Source organism: Streptococcus sp. 20925_1_22 (assembly GCF_041431685.1).
Classification (GTDB): domain Bacteria; phylum Bacillota; class Bacilli; order Lactobacillales; family Streptococcaceae; genus Streptococcus.
In genome coordinates, this window is record NZ_JAPVYE010000003.1 from 77236 (window position 1) to 95158 (window position 17923).

16 protein-coding genes are annotated in these 17923 nt (G+C 42.7%); 15 read left to right on the forward strand and 1 reads right to left on the reverse strand.

What is annotated here, in order from left to right; genetic code table 11:
• Positions 1-14 precede the first annotated feature (14 nt).
• From O3621_RS04835 to O3621_RS04905, 15 genes are all read left to right on the forward strand, one after another.
• On the forward strand, positions 15-857 hold the full coding sequence (locus O3621_RS04835; RefSeq protein WP_314449654.1) for a PRD domain-containing protein: 843 nt from the start codon (positions 15-17) through the stop codon (positions 855-857).
• The gene (locus O3621_RS04840; RefSeq protein ID WP_314449653.1) at positions 833-1396 is read left to right on the forward strand and encodes a sugar O-acetyltransferase; all 564 of its coding nucleotides are present in this window, start codon (positions 833-835) and stop codon (positions 1394-1396) included. The genes O3621_RS04835 and O3621_RS04840 overlap by 25 nt, the downstream gene beginning before the upstream one ends.
• A gap of 132 nt (positions 1397-1528) precedes the next feature.
• Positions 1529-2371, forward strand: coding sequence for a DNA-processing protein DprA (gene dprA / locus O3621_RS04845; protein WP_314449652.1), 843 nt, complete (start codon positions 1529-1531; stop codon positions 2369-2371).
• Between the two features lie 84 nt (positions 2372-2455).
• Positions 2456-4549, forward strand: coding sequence for a type I DNA topoisomerase (gene topA / locus O3621_RS04850; protein ID WP_314449651.1), 2094 nt, complete (start codon positions 2456-2458; stop codon positions 4547-4549).
• Positions 4550-4605: 56 nt separating this feature from the next.
• Positions 4606-5100 carry a phosphoribosylanthranilate isomerase gene (locus O3621_RS04855; protein WP_314449650.1) on the forward strand — a complete coding sequence of 165 codons (495 nt, stop codon included), beginning with the start codon at positions 4606-4608 and terminating at the stop codon, positions 5098-5100.
• A 93-nt stretch (positions 5101-5193) separates the two neighbouring features.
• Positions 5194-6528, forward strand: a complete 1335-nt coding sequence (trmFO, locus tag O3621_RS04860) for a methylenetetrahydrofolate--tRNA-(uracil(54)-C(5))-methyltransferase (FADH(2)-oxidizing) TrmFO (protein ID WP_371513804.1) — start codon at positions 5194-5196, stop codon at positions 6526-6528.
• Positions 6529-6643: 115 nt separating this feature from the next.
• Positions 6644-7468, forward strand: coding sequence for an alpha/beta hydrolase (locus O3621_RS04865; RefSeq protein WP_314450168.1), 825 nt, complete (start codon positions 6644-6646; stop codon positions 7466-7468).
• 32 nt (positions 7469-7500) lie between these two features.
• Positions 7501-8241: an alpha/beta hydrolase-fold protein gene (locus O3621_RS04870; RefSeq protein ID WP_314450169.1), complete on the forward strand. Its 741-nt coding sequence runs from the start codon at positions 7501-7503 to the stop codon at positions 8239-8241.
• Between the two features lie 12 nt (positions 8242-8253).
• Positions 8254-9420, forward strand: coding sequence for an ATP-grasp domain-containing protein (locus O3621_RS04875; protein ID WP_314450171.1), 1167 nt, complete (start codon positions 8254-8256; stop codon positions 9418-9420).
• Between the two features lie 222 nt (positions 9421-9642).
• Positions 9643-10611: a thiamine pyrophosphate-dependent dehydrogenase E1 component subunit alpha gene (locus tag O3621_RS04880; protein WP_311154056.1), complete on the forward strand. Its 969-nt coding sequence runs from the start codon at positions 9643-9645 to the stop codon at positions 10609-10611.
• Positions 10612-10629: 18 nt separating this feature from the next.
• Positions 10630-11622 (forward strand): alpha-ketoacid dehydrogenase subunit beta, encoded by a 993-nt coding sequence (locus O3621_RS04885; protein WP_002900354.1) that lies wholly within the window; start codon positions 10630-10632, stop codon positions 11620-11622.
• A gap of 328 nt (positions 11623-11950) precedes the next feature.
• Positions 11951-12994 (forward strand): dihydrolipoamide acetyltransferase, encoded by a 1044-nt coding sequence (locus O3621_RS04890; protein ID WP_125434214.1) that lies wholly within the window; start codon positions 11951-11953, stop codon positions 12992-12994.
• Between the two features lie 78 nt (positions 12995-13072).
• The gene (gene lpdA / locus O3621_RS04895; RefSeq protein WP_314450175.1) at positions 13073-14776 is read left to right on the forward strand and encodes a dihydrolipoyl dehydrogenase; all 1704 of its coding nucleotides are present in this window, start codon (positions 13073-13075) and stop codon (positions 14774-14776) included.
• 72 nt (positions 14777-14848) lie between these two features.
• Positions 14849-15838, forward strand: coding sequence for a lipoate--protein ligase (locus tag O3621_RS04900; RefSeq protein ID WP_314450176.1), 990 nt, complete (start codon positions 14849-14851; stop codon positions 15836-15838).
• A 164-nt stretch (positions 15839-16002) separates the two neighbouring features.
• Entirely contained in the window at positions 16003-16641 is a 639-nt protein-coding gene (locus O3621_RS04905; protein WP_314450178.1) for a hypothetical protein, read from the forward strand.
• A gap of 84 nt (positions 16642-16725) precedes the next feature.
• On the opposite strand, the gene xerS is transcribed toward O3621_RS04905, so the two are convergent.
• Positions 16726-17796 (reverse strand): tyrosine recombinase XerS, encoded by a 1071-nt coding sequence (gene xerS / locus O3621_RS04910; protein ID WP_314450195.1) that lies wholly within the window; start codon positions 17794-17796, stop codon positions 16726-16728.
• Positions 17797-17923 lie beyond the last annotated feature (127 nt).

The following is a 17923-nucleotide window of genomic DNA, read 5'->3' on the forward strand; positions in this document are numbered from 1 at the left end:
CGAAGAGGTGAGACATGCTAATCAGTAAAATCTTAAACAATAATGTGGTGATTTCTGAAGAAGACCAAGAAGAAGTTATTCTAATGGGACGAGGACTGGCCTTTGGTCGAAAAGTTGGCCAGGAGATTCCAGATGAGCTGATTGAGAAAAAGTATGTCTTGTCAGAAAATAGACGCCAGCTTCTGATGGAGTTGCCAGCAGAGGTCATGGAAATGTCGGATAAGATTATTTCTTTCGCAAGAGAGAAACTGCAGAAGAAGCTCAAAGACACTGCTTTTCTGGCGATGGCAGATCATATCCACGGAGTCTTGCTGCGCTTGGAAGATGATATTTACCTCAAGAATTTCCTCATGTGGGATATTAAACGCTTTTTTCCTATCGAGTTTGAAGTTGGTCAGTATGCAAAACAGCTTTTGAGTACTTATGTCAGCAAGGAGCTTCCAGATGATGAAGCAGCATTTATGGCGCTGACCTTGGTCAATGCAGAGCTGGAAAATGGTGACGGAGCTGCACATGATTTGACTATGATGATGGAGGAAATCATGACCATTGTCAAGTACAGTTTGGAAATTTCTTTAGACGAGGAAGACATCTACCTTGAACGCTTCATGACCCATCTAAAATTTTTCTGTGAGCGAGTTCTGACTAATAGCGGTCACCGTGACTTGGAGGATAATGAGATGTTTGACTTACTTAAATGTAAGTATCCCTTGGCTTATGAGACAACTAGGAAGATTGCTGAATTTTTAAAGCAAACCAGAAATTACCAAACATCAGAGGATGAACAACTGTACCTGACTATCCATTTGTCACGCATGAAAAGGAGGATGACATGCAAAGCGAATACGAAAAAATGATTGCTGGAGAGATTTACCGACCACAAGACGAAGATTTAAGAAAAATTAGAGCCCGATCCAAAGAATTTCAATATCGTTTTAACCAAGAGCAAGACAGCGACAAGAGAAGTGCTATTATCAAAGAATGGTTTGGCAGCACAGGGGAGAATCTTGCTATGAAGCCAGATTTGGTTTGCGACTACGGAATTAACATTCATTTAGGAGAAAATTTTTGTTCTAACTGGAATCTGACTATGCTGGACGTTTGCCAAATTCGCATCGGAGACAATGCTATGCTCGGTCCAAATTGCCAGTTTCTGACACCTCTTCATCCGCTTGATCCAGTGGAAAGAAATTCCGGTATTGAGTACGGAGCACCAATCACTATTGGTGATAATTTCTGGGCTGGCGGAGGTGTGACGATTCTGCCAGGCGTGACACTAGGGGATAATGTCGTGGTTGGTGCCGGAGCGGTTGTGACCAAGTCTTTTGGTGACAATGTAGTCTTGGCTGGTAATCCAGCACGAATTATTAAGGAAATCCCTGTTCATAAAGAATAAAAAAATGTGTTAAAGGCAATAGGCAAGGAGACTAGCTATTGACAACATCAAATTCAATAAAATCGTAAAGAAGGAACTGTATTGCAGTCCTTTTTTTAAACTTTTTTACGAATAAGAAAGTGAGGTGAAAAAATGAATAATTTTGAGATTTATAAAATGAAAAAAGCTGGCTTGACCAATCATCAGGTTTTAAATGTTTTAAGATATGCTGAGAGTAGAGATGGCAAGCTTTCTCTGCGAGACAAGGCTGTCGTATCTGAGTGCCGCAATCCCGCTCTCTTTATAGAGAAGTATAAACGGCTTGATTTACCAGCTTTGAAGGAAGAATTTGAACTTTTCCAGTCCTTTTCTATCTTGGATGATATTTACCCTTGGGATTTATGCGAAATTTACGATGCCCCGACTTTGTTATTTTATCAGGGAAATCTAAATCTACTAGAATTGCCCAAGGCTGCGGTGGTTGGCAGTCGCGACAGCAGTAAGCAAGGAAATGCCTCTGTACAAAAGATTGTCAAAGAGCTAAACAATGAATTGGTTATCGTCAGCGGGCTGGCTCGTGGAATAGATACGGCAGCCCATATGGCTGCCCTGCAAAACGGAGGTCAGACGATTGCTGTCATTGGGACGGGATTAGATGTCTTTTATCCCAAGGCAAATAAAAAATTACAAACTTACATTGGCAAAAATCATTTATTACTGACAGAGTATGGTCCAGGTGAACAGCCCTTGAAATTTCATTTTCCAGAGCGAAATCGTATCATCTCCGGTCTCTGTCGAGGCGTCATCGTGGTAGAAGCCAAGATGCGATCCGGCAGTCTGATTACCTGTGAGCGAGCCATGGAAGAAGGGCGTGATGTCTTTGCTATTCCGGGGTCAATTTTAGATGGAAAATCTGACGGTTGCCATCATTTGATTCAAGAGGGCGCAAAGTGCATCACATCAGGCTCTGACGTCCTTTCTGAGTTTGACTTTTAAAACAAGTTTTCCTATAAGAAAAGTTAGCAGTTGACATCTATCAAAAAATAGTTTAAACTCTATGAGATTTATTTCTTATAGAAGGTGTCTAAATTGGTAACAAAAACAAAGAAAAAGTCTACGACCAAGAAAAATCTTGTCATCGTAGAGTCGCCTGCTAAGGCAAAGACAATAGAAAAATATCTGGGACGAAACTACAAGGTTCTGGCCAGTGTCGGGCATATTCGTGACCTGAAAAAGTCTACTATGTCCATTGATTTTGAGAACAACTATGAGCCGCAATACATCAATATTCGTGGTAAAGGTCCATTGATTAATGACTTGAAAAAAGAAGCGAAGAAAGCTAAGCAAGTTTTTCTGGCAAGTGACCCGGACCGCGAAGGAGAAGCTATTTCTTGGCATCTGGCTCACATTCTTAATCTGGATGAGAAAGAGAAAAACCGTGTTGTCTTTAATGAAATCACCAAAGATGCAGTCAAGAACGCTTTTAAAGAGCCGCGCCAGATTGATATGGATCTGGTCGATGCCCAGCAGGCTCGTCGAGTTTTGGACCGCTTGGTTGGTTATTCTATTTCTCCTATTCTTTGGAAGAAAGTCAAAAAGGGCCTGTCAGCTGGTCGGGTGCAGTCTGTCGCGCTCAAGCTGATTATCGATCGGGAAAATGAAATCAATGCCTTCAAACCAGAAGAATACTGGACAATTGACGGAACCTTCAAGAAGGGAACTCGTCAGTTTCAGGCCAGCTTCTATGGTATGAATGGTAAAAAGATGAAGCTGACCAACAACGATGAGGTCAAAGAAGTTCTGTCTCACCTCAAGGGTGATGACTTTACAGTCGACAGTGTCGAAAAGAAAGAGCGTAAACGCAATGCTCCGCTGCCCTACACGACTTCCTCTATGCAGCAGGATGCTGCTAATAAGATTAATTTCCGGACTCGTAAGACCATGATGGTGGCTCAGCAGCTCTATGAGGGGATTAATATCGGTTCTGGCGTACAAGGTCTGATTACGTATATGCGTACCGACTCGACTCGTATCAGCCCAGTAGCGCAAAATGAAGCAGCGAGCTTTATCACAGATAAATTTGGCGACAAATATTCCAAACATGGCAGCAAGGCCAAGAACGCTTCTGGCGCTCAAGATGCCCACGAGGCCATTCGTCCTTCCAGCGTTTTCAATACACCGGAAAGTATCGCAAAGTATCTGGATAAGGATCAACTTAAGCTCTATACGCTGATTTGGAACCGCTTTGTTGCCAGCCAAATGACTGCAGCAGTCTTTGATACTATGAATGTCAAGCTGGGGCAAAATGGTGTCCAATTTGCTGCCAACGGCAGTCAGGTCAAGTTTGATGGCTATCTGGCTATTTATAACGACTCTGACAAAAATAAAATGCTGCCAGACATGGAAAAGGGCGATACCGTCAAACGTGTCAATACCAATCCAGAACAGCACTTTACCCAGCCACCTGCTCGTTATTCTGAAGCGACTCTTATTAAGACTTTGGAAGAAAATGGTGTTGGTCGTCCGTCTACCTATGCACCAACCATTGAAACTATTCAGAAACGATATTACGTTAAGCTGGTTTCCAAGCGCTTTGAGCCGACGGAACTAGGTGAAATTGTCAATTCATTGATTGTAGAATTCTTCCCAGGCATCGTAAATGTGAAATTTACAGCCGAAATGGAAGCAAAACTGGATGATGTAGAAGTTGGCAAAGAGCAGTGGCAGAAAGTTATTGACGAGTTTTACAAGCCTTTTGAAAAGGAGGTGTCTAAAGCCGAGACTGAAATGGAGAAAATCCAAATCAAGGATGAACCAGCTGGTTTTGACTGTGAGGTCTGTGGCAGTCCGATGGTCATTAAGTTAGGTCGATTTGGCAAGTTCTATGCCTGCAGCAATTTCCCAGACTGTCGTCACACTCAGGCTATCGTCAAAGAAATCGGTGTGACCTGCCCGCAGTGTCAGAAAGGTCAAGTTATTGAGCGTAAGACTAAACGAAATCGCATTTTCTACGGCTGTGATCGTTATCCTGACTGTGATTTCACATCTTGGGACAAGCCGGTTGGCCGGAACTGTCCAAAATGTGACCATTATCTGATTGAAAAGAAAGTTCGTGGTGGCGGCAAGCAAGTGGTCTGCAGCAATGGCGATTACGAAGAAGAAAAAGTGAAATAGCAATTTTACATAATTTATATTACGTAAAATATTTTCTGAAGAAGAGGTGCAGTTTTATGACAGATAAATTTGGAGAATTTCTAAAAATCGCGTCCCAACTGAATAAGATGGGAATTGTTCCACTTCTGATGGGGTCTCTAGGTCTGGAGCAAGTTACTGGACAAGACTGGCAGGCTCGGGATATTGATATTCATGTTCACGGTGATGAGCGTGGCTGGGAAGCACCAGATGAAGAACGTATTTATGATATGGACAAGATTGAGCCTATGATGGAGCGCTTGGGTTATCGCTTAGTCGATCTGCACGAGCATGAATTTCAAAAAGAAGATTTTTCTATTGAGTTTGGAGCCATGGAAACCTTGGAGGCATTCGCTGGTGTGCCGTTAGAGAAGCTGACTCGAAAAGAAGTTGAAGGAGTTGAATTTCTGCTGCCGACTGCAGATCAATTTTTAGCTATCTACCGTGCTTCTTCCCAAGATTCTTACCGAAATGAAAATAACAATCATAAGGATTTTGCTAAGATTGCTTATTTGGAAAAAATGACAAAATGATAGACATTCAGGAATTCTCCTGTCTGTCTTTTTTACTATCTTTTTGTTATAATGGTCAGAGTGAAAATCTAGAAAAATCCAAGGGAGAGTATCATGTCATCATCCTATATCAATGTTATCGGTGCTGGTCTGGCTGGCAGTGAAGCAGCCTACCAAATCGCAGAACGTGGTATTCCAGTTAAACTTTATGAAATGCGTGGTGTCAAGTCAACACCTCAGCACAAAACTGCAGACTTTGCAGAACTGGTCTGCTCTAACTCTCTGCGAGGAGATGCCTTGACCAATGCAGTTGGCCTGCTTAAGGAAGAAATGCGGCGGTTGGACTCGGTTATTTTAAAATCTGCAGAAGCGACTCGGGTGCCAGCAGGTGGTGCTCTAGCGGTTGATAGAGAAGGTTTTTCTCAGATGGTAACGGAGCTAGTGACCAATCATCCATTGATTGAGGTCATTCGTGAAGAAATCACCGAAATTCCGGAGGATGCCATCACAGTTATTGCGACAGGGCCCTTGACCAGCGATGCTTTGGCGGAAAAAATTCACTCGCTCAATGGAGGCGACGGTTTTTATTTCTACGACGCAGCAGCGCCAATTATTGATGTTAATACCATTGATATGACCAAGGCCTATCTCAAATCCCGCTATGATAAGGGCGAAGCTGCCTATCTCAATGCACCTATGACTAAGCAAGAATTCATGGATTTCCATGATGCTTTGGTCAATGCTGAGGAAGCACCGCTCAATTCCTTTGAGAAGGAAAAATACTTTGAAGGCTGTATGCCAATTGAAGTCATGGCTAAGCGAGGGATTAAAACTATGCTTTATGGACCGATGAAGCCAGTTGGTTTGGAATATCCAGATGACTATCAAGGTCCTCGAGATGGTGAATATAAGACGCCATACGCTGTGGTTCAGCTTCGTCAGGATAATGCAGCAGGCAGTCTTTACAACATCGTTGGCTTCCAAACCCATCTCAAATGGGGCGAACAAAAGCGGGTCTTTCAGATGATTCCTGGCCTTGAGAATGCAGAATTTGTTCGCTATGGTGTCATGCATCGAAACTCCTATATGGACTCTCCAAATCTGCTGGAACAGACTTTCCGCTCTAAGAAACAGCCAAATCTTTTCTTTGCAGGTCAAATGACTGGAGTTGAAGGGTACGTAGAGTCAGCAGCTTCAGGTCTAGTTGCTGGTATTAACGCTGCTCGACTCTTCAAGGGAGAAGAAGCACTTGTCTTTCCAGAAACAACAGCTATTGGAAGTCTGCCTCATTATGTTACTCATGCTGACAGCAAGCATTTCCAACCCATGAATGTCAATTTTGGCATTATCAAAGAACTGGACGGCCCTCGGATTCGTGACAAGAAAGAACGTTATGAGAAAATTGCTGAGCGCGCCTTGCAGGATTTACAGCCTTATTTGGATAAATAATCTATTTTCTATCATTATCTAATAAAAATCATTAAAAAGTTAGGAATTTCCTAACTTTTTTGCTTAATTTGTGATATAATAAATAAAAATTTTGAAAATAGAAAGTTTTCTGAAAATGAATAAATCCTATTTTTATCTTGAAATGAAAACACATGAGTTAGTCGTTCCTTATACCAAGCAAAAACGCCGTGTCCGCGTCTTACTTCCAAAAAACTATAGCCAGGACACAAATAAGACCTATCCAGTCGTTTATTTTCACGACGGCCAAAACGTTCTCTATAGCAAGGAGTCTTTCAGCGGCCATTCGTGGAAGGTTATTCCGACAATCAAGCGTAATCCAGATATTGAAAAAATGATTGTCGTGGCTATTGATAACGATGGTCAAGGGCGGATGAATGAGTATTCAGCTTGGAAGTTCCAAGAGTCCAATATTCCCGGCATTCAGTTTGGCGGCAAGGGAACGGAGTATGCGGAGTTTGTCATGGAAGTTGTCAAGCCTTTTATTGATCAGCATTATCGGACCAAGTCGGATCGACTGCATACGGCTATGATTGGCTCTTCTCTTGGGGGAAATATCAGCCAGTTTATCGGTGTTGAATACCAAGATCAGATTGGCTGTCTGGGCATCTTTTCATCAGCTAATTGGCTGCATCAGGAAGCCTTTGACCGTTATATTGAGAGAAAGAAACTTCAGCCAGACCAGCGAGTTTTCATTTATGTTGGGACGGAAGAGGCTGATGATACAGACAAGACATTGATGGCTGGCAACATCAAGCAGGCCTATATTGATTCATCGCTTAGCTATTTCCGACAGTTGCTCGTGTCTGGGGTAGATTTGTCCAATATCCAGATTAAAATCCAGTCTGGAGCTATTCACAATGAAATCGCTTGGGCGGAGCACTTGCCGGACTGTTTCCGTTTTATCAGCGAAAAATGGTAAGCTAGTCAAACAGTGAGAAAGAGGTAGAAACTATGCATGTAGAATTTTTAAGCCATTGGAGCGGTAATCTAGGCCGTGAAATGTATGTCAATCGCTATGGCCACGCTGGGCTCCCGATTATAGTCTTTGCATCATCAGGCGGCAGCCACAATGAGTATGCTGACTTTGGCATGATTGAAGCCTGCGCTGGCTTTATTGAGGCCGGTAAGGTTCAGTTTTTCACTCTCAGCAGCGTTGATAGTGAGAGCTGGCTGGCGGACTGGAAGCATCCTCACGACCGAGCTGAAATGCATCGTACCTATGAACGTTATGTCATTGAAGAAGCGATTCCATTTGTCAAGCATAAGACAGGCTGGTTTGACCCTATGATGACGACAGGCTGCTCTATGGGCGCTTATCATGCTGTTAATTTCTTCCTGCAGCATCCAGATGTTTTCAATAAAGTGATTGCCCTTAGTGGTGTCTATGATGCACGTTTCTTTGTCGGTGACAATTTGAACGACGAAGTCATTTATCAAAACTCGCCAGCTGACTATATCTGGAATCAAAATGATGGCTGGTTTATTGACCGCTATCGACAGGCGGATATTATCGTTTGTACTGGCTTGGGAGACTGGGAGCAGGATGGCCTGCCTTCCTTCTACACGCTGAAAGAAGCTTTTGATCATAAGAATATTCCAGCTTGGTTTGCTGAATGGGGCCATGATGTTTCCCATGACTGGATTTGGTGGCGTAAGCAAATGCCTTATTTCCTCAATGAACTCAATTTTTAAAGGAGGTTTCCTATGAATTATATTGTTATTTCTCCCTACTATCCACAAAATTTTCAGCAGTTTACGGTTGAACTGGCTAACAAAGGAATCACTGTTCTGGGAATCGGTCAGGAGCCTTATGACCAGCTAGACCAGCCTTTGAAGGATTCATTGACCGAATATTTCAGAGTAGAGAATCTTGAAAACCTTGACGAAGTAAAAAGAGCGGTGGCCTTTCTCTTCTACAAGCATGGGCCTATAGATCGGATTGAGTCTCATAATGAATACTGGCTGGAACTGGACGCTGAGTTGCGCGAGCAATTCAATGTTTTTGGAGCAAAGCCGAAAGACTTGAAAAAGACCAAGTTCAAATCAGAGATGAAGAAACTCTTTAAAAAAGCAGGCGTTCCAGTCGTACCTGGTCAGATTGTCAACACGGAAGCTGGGGCTGATTTGGCTGTCAAGAAACTTGGTCTGCCTTTGATTGCCAAGCCTGATAATGGAGTGGGAGCAGCTGCGACCTTTAAATTGGAAACAGCAGAAGATGTCGAACGATTCAAGCAAGAATGGGATCATCAGACAGCTTATTTCTTTGAAAAGTTTGTCCAGTCTGGCGAAATCTGTACTTTTGATGGTTTAGTAGATAAGGACGGTCAGATCGTCTTTGCAACCACCTTTGATTATGCTCATACACCGCTGGATTTGATGATGTATAAGATGGACAATTCCTACTACGTTCTCAAGGATATGGATCCAAAGCTGCGTGCTTATGGAGAAGCGATTGTCAAAATCTTCGGCATGAAAGAACGCTTTTTCCATATTGAGTTCTTCCGTGAGGGGGATGATTATGTAGCCATTGAGTACAATAACCGTCCAGCAGGCGGCTTTACCATTGATGTCTATAATTTCGCTCACTCAATCGATCTTTACAGAGGCTATGCAGCGATTGTAGCAGGAGAGCTTTTCCCAGATGCCCACATGGAGCCGTTGTATTGTCTTGCAACCTCGCGCCGTGCATCAACGAACTATGCTTACCCTGAAGCTGACTTGCTGGAGAAATACCGAGATAACTTCAAGGTTAAGAAAGACATGCCAGCTGCTTTTGCGGAGCTGCAAGGTGACTACCTTTATATGCTGACAACACCAAGCCGCGAGCAGATGGAGCAGATGATTGCAGATTTTGCTAAACAGGCAGATTAATCAGAAGCATGCTCTGCTATTATTTTCGTATAACAGTTTCAAAATAGTAAAAACTACTCTAGCACAAAAAGTTTGTGAAATTTCTATTTTGGTGTCGGAAACCAGTTTATCCAATGGATTGACTGGTTTTTCTTTGTGAAATGTAATTGAGCAAAAGTTTTGACAGTGCTTACCGCTTTAGATAGAATTAAATAGAAGAATTATGCTTAGAAAGGCAAAAAAATGGCAACTTTAGATAAAAATCTTTTGTTAGAGATGTTCCGTAAGATGGAAGAAATCCGTCGCATGGACTTAAAAATTGCTCAACTTGTAAAAAAAGGAAAGGTTCCTGGAATGACTCACTTCTCAGTAGGTGAGGAAGCAGCCAATGTCGGTGCTATGCTGGCTTTGAACGAGGATGATTTGTTGACTTCTAATCACCGGGGACACGGTCAAGCTATCGCCAAAGGAATCAACCTCAACGAAATGATGGCGGAAATCCTAGGGAAATACACCGGAACCTGTAAAGGAAAAGGCGGCTCTATGCACATTGCTGACCTAGATGCCGGCAACCTTGGTGCTAATGGTATCGTAGGCGGTGGCATGGGAATTGCTGTCGGAGCAGCTCTGACCCAGCAAATGCAGAAGACAGGCAAGATTGTTGTCTGCTTCTTTGGTGACGGTGCTACCAACGAAGGTGTCTTCCACGAAGCAGTCAACATGGCTTCTATCTGGAATCTGCCCGTTATTTTCTATTGTATCAATAATGGCTATGGTATTTCTGCCGACATCAAGAAAATGACCAATGTAGAGCACATCCACGAGCGCAGTGCAGCTTATGGTATTCCAGGTATGTTCATCGAAGATGGCAATAATGTTCTGGATGTCTATGAAGGTTTCCAAAAGGCTGTGGAGCATGTTCGCAGTGGTAAAGGACCTGTCTTAATTGAGAGCGTGACCTATCGTTGGTTGGGACATTCATCTTCTGACCCAGGTAAATACCGTACTCGTGAAGAAGTGGAAGAATGGAAGAAAAAAGATCCAATTGAAAATCTTCGTAAGTACTTGCTGGAAAACAAGATTGCAAGCGAGGAAGAGCTGGAAGTTATCCAAGCTGGAGTCAAAGAAACAGTAGAAGCATCTGTGAAGTTCGCAGAAGAGAGCCCATTTCCGCCGCTTGAATCTGCCTTTGAAGATATTTACGCAGACTAAAGAGAGGAGAAAAAGAAAATGGAAACTAAAACTATGTCTTTCCGTGACACCATTATCCTCGCTATGTCTGAGGAAATGCGTCGTGATGAAAATGTACTCTTGATGGGAGAAGATGTCGGAGTCTTTGGTGGAGATTTCGGAACATCTGTTGGTATGCTGGAAGAGTTCGGGCCAGAGCGTGTACGTGACTGTCCGATTTCTGAAGCAGCTATTTCTGGTGCAGCAGCTGGAGCAGCTATGACAGGGCTGCGTCCAATCGTAGACATGACCTTTATGGACTTCTCTGTAATCGCCATGGATGCTATTGTTAACCAAGCCGCTAAAACGCGCTATATGTTTGGTGGAAAAGGACAAGTCCCAATGACTGTCCGCTGTGCAGCAGGCAATGGAGTTGGTTCTGCCGCTCAGCACTCGCAGTCTTTGGAATCTTGGTTTACCCACATTCCAGGACTTAAGGTAGTCGCTCCAGGAACTCCTGCTGATATGAAGGGGCTCCTTAAGGCTTCTATCCGAGACAACAACCCAGTCATTATCCTGGAATATAAGTCTGAATTTAACCAAAAAGGCGAAGTGCCACTAGATCCTGAGTATGTGATCCCACTCGGTGTTGGCGAAATCAAAAAAGAAGGTACCGATGTAACAGTTGTTACCTACGGAAAAATGCTTCGCCGTGTCATGCAGGCGGCTGAAGAATTAGCAGAAGAGGGTATCTCTGTAGAAGTGGTTGACCCACGTACATTGGTGCCACTTGATAAGGATATTATCATCAATTCTGTTAAGAAGACTGGAAAGGTCGTTTTGGTTAATGATGCTCACAAAACTAGCGGTTTCATTGGTGAAATTTCGGCGATTATTTCTGAGTCTGAAGCATTTGACTATCTAGATGCGCCAATCCGCCGTTGTGCAGGTGAAGATGTGCCAATGCCTTATGCACAAAACTTGGAAAATGCGATGATTCCGACCGTTGAAAGCATCAAAGACGCTATTCGGAAGACATATCACAAAGAATAAGGTATAATAAAGAAAAGGCTTTCTCATGAATTAGATTACATAAATTATTTTATGTAATCTAATCTTGTGTAGAGGGTCAAAGTAGCTAAAATTTTACTAATTGCAGACAATCGTTATAGCGACTTAATAAGTCTACAAGGTTGATCGCCGATAGCGGCAACCCTAGCAACTTGAGATAGGTTTGTATCCAAGTTACTTGTAGAGTTTAACATGGGCTAAAAGCTCGAAAAAAAGATAAATCTCCTTGGCTTCATCGAAGCCTGCGTCGATTTCCTATTTTTCAGTCGCTTTTTACGCCCTTAGTATCATAATTAGAATTGGAGAGGTCATGGCTGATGATAAGCTAAGAGCGACTCCTGCAGCTAGAAAGTTAGCGGATGATTTGGGAATCAACCTCTATGATGTTTCTGGCTCAGGCGCAAACGGTCGTGTCCACAAAGAAGACGTGGAAACTTATAAAGATACAAACGTGGTGCGTATTTCACCACTGGCAAAACGAATTGCCCAAGAACACAATATTGCTTGGCAAGAGATTCAAGGAACTGGCCATCGTGGCAAGATTATGAAGAAAGATGTTCTTGCTTTCTTGCCTGAGAATGTTGAGAGCGATACAATCAAATCTCCTGCTCAAATTGAAAAAGTAGAAGAAGTGCCTGATAATGTCACTCCTTACGGTGAAATTGAGCGTATTCCAATGACACCAATGCGGAAGGTCATTGCTCAGCGGATGGTAGAATCTTACCTAACTGCGCCAACTTTCACCCTCAACTATGATGTTGATATGACAGAAATGCTGGCCTTGCGTAAAAAAGTGCTGGATCCAATCATGGAAGCCACTGGCAAGAAAGTAACTGTCACAGACCTGCTTTCGCTGGCTGTTGTGAAGACTTTGATGAAACATCCTTATCTCAATTCGACCTTGACAGAGGATGGCAAGACCATTATCACTCACAACTATGTCAACCTTTCAATGGCAGTCGGTATGGATAATGGCCTGATGACACCAGTTGTCTACAATGCAGAGAAAATGACTTTATCAGAGCTTGTGGTAGCCTTTAAAGATGTTATCGTACGTACTTTGGAAGGCAAGTTAGCTCCAAGCGAGCTGCAAAACTCAACTTTCACAATCAGTAACTTGGGTATGTTTGGCGTTCAGTCCTTTGGGCCCATCATCAACCAGCCTAACTCTGCTATCTTAGGTGTGAGCTCAACAGTGGAAAAACCTGTCGTTGTTAATGGCGAAATTGTTATCCGTCCAATTATGAGTCTTGGCTTGACCATTGACCACCGTGTAGTTGACGGAATGGCTGGAGCTAAGTTTATGAAGGACTTGAAGGCTTTGATTGAAGACCCAATTTCAATGTTGGTATAAGATTTTCTTTGCTAGTTTAAAAAGTAAAGAAACGAAACACTCAGCAAGTGAAAAATTAAATTAGAAAAGGAAAGAAAAATGGCTTTAGAAGTAATTATGCCAAAAGCCGGCGTGGATATGACCGAAGGGCAAATTGTCCAATGGAATAAGAAAGTCGGCGAATTTGTCAAAGAAGGGGAAATCCTTCTGGAAATCATGACTGACAAGGTCAGCATGGAATTGGAAGCTGAAGAAGATGGCTACCTGATTGCCATTCTCAAAGGTGACGGTGAAACTGTTCCAGTTACGGAAGTCATCGGTTACTTGGGAGAAGAAGGAGAAAACATTCCAACTGCTGGTGGAACTGCACCTGCGGAAACTCCAGCTCCTGCTGCAGCGGCAAATACAGATGATGATAAGAGTGATGATGCTTACGATATCGTAGTTATCGGTGGCGGACCTGCTGGTTATGTAGCGGCTATCAAAGCAGCCCAGCTGGGTGGTAAGATTGCCTTAGTTGAGAAGTCTGAGCTAGGCGGAACCTGCTTGAACCGTGGCTGTATCCCTACTAAGACATACTTGCACAATGCTGAAATCATTGAAAACCTTGGTCACGCTGCTAACCGCGGTATCATCATTGAAAATCCAAACTTTACAGTTGATATGGACAAGGTCCTTGAAACTAAAAACAAGGTTGTTAATACGCTTGTTGGCGGTGTTGCTGGCCTTCTTCGCAGCTATGGCGTAGATGTTCATAAGGGAATTGGTACCATTACTAAAGACAAGAATGTTCTTGTAAACGGCAGCAATCTGCTAGAGACGAAGAAGATTATCTTGGCTGGTGGTTCAAAAGTCAGCAAGATCAATGTCCCAGGTATGGAATCATCTCTTGTTATGACTAGTGATGATATTCTGGAAATGAACGAAGTGCCTGAAAATCTTGTAATTATCGGCGGTGGTGTTGTCGGTATTGAGCTTGGACAAGCCTTCATGACATTTGGCTCAAAAGTTACCGTTATCGAAATGATGGACCGCATTGTACCAGCTATGGATGCGGAAGTTTCTAAAAACCTTCGCCTCATCTTGGAGCGTAAGGGCATGACAATTCTAACTGAAACTAAGTTGGAAGAAATCATCGAAGAAAACGGCAAACTTCGTATCAAAGTTGAAGGAAAGGAAGATATCCTCGCAGATAAGGCTCTGCTGTCTATCGGACGCGTGCCAGACCTAGAAGGCATTGGTGAGGTTGAGTTCGAACTGGATCGCGGCCGTATCAAGGTCAATGAGTACATGGAAACTTCTGTTCCAGGTATTTACGCACCAGGTGATATCAACGGTACTAAGATGCTGGCTCATGCAGCTTTCCGTATGGGTGAAGTTGCTGCTGAAAATGCTCTGAAAGGAAACCACCACGTTGCCAAACTCAATCTGACGCCTGCTGCTATCTACACTCTTCCTGAAGTAGCAGCAGTTGGTTTGACAGAAGAGCAAGCTCGTGAGAAATACGATGTAGCAATTGGTAAGTTCAACTTCGCTGCTAACGGCCGTGCTATCGCTTCCGATGCAGCTCAAGGCTTTGTGAAAGTCATTGCTGACAAGAAGTATGGTGAAGTGCTCGGTGTTCATATCATCGGTCCTGCAGCTGCAGAATTAATCAATGAAGCATCAACCATCATCGAAATGGAAATCACTGTAGAAGAAATGCTTAAGACTATTCACGGTCATCCAACCTTCTCAGAAGTTATGTACGAAGCATTTGCGGACGTACTGGGATTGGCAGTTCACTCACCTAAGAAAAAATAATTTAAAAGATAGATTAGACTGGGCATAAAACATTGTTCCAGTCTCTATCGTATAAAGATAAAGAGGTAGCTTATGAAATACATTGTTAACTACTCAAATGATACAGCTTTTAATATTGCTCTGGAAGAATATGCTTTCAAACACCTCTTGGATGAGGATGAAATTTTCCTGCTCTGGATTAACAAACCTTCTATCATTGTGGGGCGCCACCAAAACACCATCGAAGAAATCAACCGTGATTATGTTCGTGAGCATGGCATTGAGGTCGTACGTCGTATTAGCGGCGGTGGAGCTGTTTATCATGATCTAAACAACCTCAACTACACCATTATCTCCAAGGAAAGCGAAGAGCGTGCCTTTGACTTCAAGAGTTTTTCTACGCCGGTTATCAACACCTTGGCAGAACTTGGGGTAAAGGCTGAATTCACTGGCCGCAATGACCTAGAGATTGATGGTAAGAAGTTCTGTGGCAATGCGCAGGCCTATATCAACGGCCGTATCATGCACCATGGTTGCCTGCTCTTTGATGTTGATTTGTCTGTCTTGGCCAATGCGCTTAAGGTTTCTAAAGACAAGTTCGAATCAAAAGGGGTTAAATCTGTCCGTGCACGCGTGACAAATATCGTCAATGAATTGCCAGAAAAGATTACTGTCGAAGAATTCCGTGACCTGCTTCTGGACTATATGAAGAAAGAATATCCAGAAATGACAGAATATGTCTTCTCTGAGAAAGAACTAGAAGAAATCAAGCAAATCAGAGATAGCAAGTTTGGAACTTGGGACTGGAACTACGGTAAATCGCCTGAATACAACGTGCGCCGTGGCACCAAGTTTACCAGCGGTAAGGTAGAAATCTTTGCCAATGTTGTTGAATCCACGATTCAGGATATTAAGATCTATGGAGACTTCTTTGGTATTGAGGACGTAGCAGCAGTAGAAGATGTGCTGCGCGGCGTTAAATACGAACGCGAAGATGTCTTTAAAGCTCTTGAAACGATTGATATCAGCCGCTACTTTGCTGGAATCAGCAGAGAAGAGATTGCCGAAGCTATCGTCGGTTAAATGATGATATAAATGAAACCAAACTCTTCGGAGTTTGGTTTTTCATGTAAACAGTATATTTCAAATCAACAACATTCTTACGTTTCCTTAACTATCTAGTTTTCTCTAGGCTTTATCTGTCAGATATGATAAAATGATAGGAAATCAGAGAAAGAGGTGTCTTGATGCAGAAAGTCCCAGTAGAAAGCCTTGGTCTGTTTGAGCAGTTGGACCGCACAGTTGTAGCTTTTCTGAAGAAAAAACCATCTCCTAATCCAGACAATTTTTATGTTAGCATATCTGAAGAAGATTATGAGAAAAAGAAAGAAGAATTTGAAAAATCAGGTTATCAAGCCGTGAAATTACCGCTTGGCATGGCGTTAGATAATGTGATTCAGCAACCTTCTTTCCAAAACCTAGTCATGGGCGGGCTCTACATGGTAGATGTCTTCGTTCCCAAGGAAGATCTGATGCCCTTGAAGGACCTTTTCGACAGCTTTTGCATCATGTTTGCAGCAGCTAATAACCGGATAGGAAATATCAAGGCTTACGATCTGATGAAGAGTAAGACGGTCTATTTTATCGGAAAACTCTTCACGGACAATCCTCAGCCTGGCGATGAAATTAGCTTCGAAGGATTGAATAGAGAGACGGCAGAAGGCTCCTACGAAGCGGTCAAATGCTTCCTAACTAGAGAAAGCGCTGAAAAGTACAACGCCAAAAATCGACCTGTCACAGCAGCAAATCTGGAGCATCTCAAGCGCTTCTGGGGCAAACCGCTGATTGTCGAACCCCATCGTAATTATTGGATTGAGTTTTTATAAGAAAAAGAGCGAAGCATCTAAACTAGATTTTCGCTCTTTAGTTTTTATTGTCATTTTTAATTACATAGTTTAAATTATGTAATATTATAATTTATCCAAAGCGTTCTTTTGCTCATCATTGACAATGTGGGTGTAGAGGTCTGTTACCTGAGTGCTAGCATGCCCTAGCTGATGACTGACGAGAACTTGAGATTTGGTTGCATCGTATAAGCGTGTAGCAAGCGTGTGGCGGAGTTTGTGAGGCGTCACTCGCACCTTGAAGTCCTCAGAATACTTGGCCACCATTTTTTCAACACTGGAAGCATCGATTCGATTAGGAGTGCCGCGGTATTCAGTCAAAAAGAAAGCTGTATCCGTCTTTTCGGCCTTGTATCGTTTGCTTCGAATACTCAGATACTCTTCTAAATAGGGCTTAGCAAAAGCAGCAACATTGACAGAGTCCCTTTTTCCGCCTTTTCTCGTCACTTCAATGACCATCATTTTGAGATTGATGTCTTTTAGGTCTAGATTAACAGCTTCAGACAGACGAACACCAGAGGCTAGCAGCAAGGCAATGATGGCTAAATCTCGTTCCTTGTTCTTGTTAAAAGAAGATAGAGCGCGATTAGAGAGCTTCTTAGGGTACTCCGTATCAATATACTGGAGAAATTCTTCCGTCTCATCCTCTAAAAAGAGCTTCTGCTTAATATTCTCTGCACGAGCAGCCAAGGTTTCCTTTTTCTTCTTAGTAGAAATCTTTTTCATCACATTTCGATAGAAGTAGGGCTCACCCTGCTCGTTTTCAACTTCCTCAGTCAAATATTTGTAGAGGCTGGACAAAGCCGACAGAGTCCGGTTGATGGTTGTCTGGGAAACACCGTTTTGGGTTGTGTTAGCATTGAGAAGCGGCCGCTCTCGCAGATAAAGAATAAAGGCCTCCATGTCTTTCTTGCTCATGTTTTCCAAGACCGAGAGAGGAATCTCAGCAATTTGAGAAGCATCTGTGATACCAGATTCTAGCACCCAGTTAAAAAAGCGATCATATTCTTTGAGATATTCGTATAAGGTTGTAAAACTATAAGGTACTGCCAGCTTAGACTGGTAATATTCCAAAATGTACCAGGGCATAGTGGCTTTGAGTTTATCAATTCTTTCTAATAACAGTTCACGTCTCATCATATTTCTCCGTTTTTTCTGTAACAACAGTAGTATAGCATATCTAGATATATTTTTCAAGAAAATTATAGTTTTTCGGAAAGATGATGTAGGGAGGTGAGTAATTTAACTTTACTACAAAACAGAT

What these genes read in the sequence shown, in the direction of transcription:
- O3621_RS04835 (WP_314449654.1), top strand. Translation starts at nt 15, where the DNA reads ATGCTAATCAGTAAAATCTTAAACAATAATGTGGTGATTTCTGAAGAA.
- O3621_RS04840 (WP_314449653.1), top strand. Translation starts at nt 833, where the DNA reads ATGCAAAGCGAATACGAAAAAATGATTGCTGGAGAGATTTACCGACCA.
- dprA (WP_314449652.1), top strand. Translation starts at nt 1,529, where the DNA reads ATGAATAATTTTGAGATTTATAAAATGAAAAAAGCTGGCTTGACCAAT.
- O3621_RS04855 (WP_314449650.1), top strand. Translation starts at nt 4,606, where the DNA reads ATGACAGATAAATTTGGAGAATTTCTAAAAATCGCGTCCCAACTGAAT.
- trmFO (WP_371513804.1), top strand. Translation starts at nt 5,194, where the DNA reads ATGTCATCATCCTATATCAATGTTATCGGTGCTGGTCTGGCTGGCAGT.
- O3621_RS04865 (WP_314450168.1), top strand. Translation starts at nt 6,644, where the DNA reads ATGAATAAATCCTATTTTTATCTTGAAATGAAAACACATGAGTTAGTC.
- O3621_RS04870 (WP_314450169.1), top strand. Translation starts at nt 7,501, where the DNA reads ATGCATGTAGAATTTTTAAGCCATTGGAGCGGTAATCTAGGCCGTGAA.
- O3621_RS04875 (WP_314450171.1), top strand. Translation starts at nt 8,254, where the DNA reads ATGAATTATATTGTTATTTCTCCCTACTATCCACAAAATTTTCAGCAG.
- O3621_RS04880 (WP_311154056.1), top strand. Translation starts at nt 9,643, where the DNA reads ATGGCAACTTTAGATAAAAATCTTTTGTTAGAGATGTTCCGTAAGATG.
- O3621_RS04885 (WP_002900354.1), top strand. Translation starts at nt 10,630, where the DNA reads ATGGAAACTAAAACTATGTCTTTCCGTGACACCATTATCCTCGCTATG.
- O3621_RS04890 (WP_125434214.1), top strand. Translation starts at nt 11,951, where the DNA reads ATGGCTGATGATAAGCTAAGAGCGACTCCTGCAGCTAGAAAGTTAGCG.
- lpdA (WP_314450175.1), top strand. Translation starts at nt 13,073, where the DNA reads ATGGCTTTAGAAGTAATTATGCCAAAAGCCGGCGTGGATATGACCGAA.
- O3621_RS04900 (WP_314450176.1), top strand. Translation starts at nt 14,849, where the DNA reads ATGAAATACATTGTTAACTACTCAAATGATACAGCTTTTAATATTGCT.
- O3621_RS04905 (WP_314450178.1), top strand. Translation starts at nt 16,003, where the DNA reads ATGCAGAAAGTCCCAGTAGAAAGCCTTGGTCTGTTTGAGCAGTTGGAC.
- xerS (WP_314450195.1), bottom strand. Translation starts at nt 17,796, where the DNA reads ATGAGACGTGAACTGTTATTAGAAAGAATTGATAAACTCAAAGCCACT.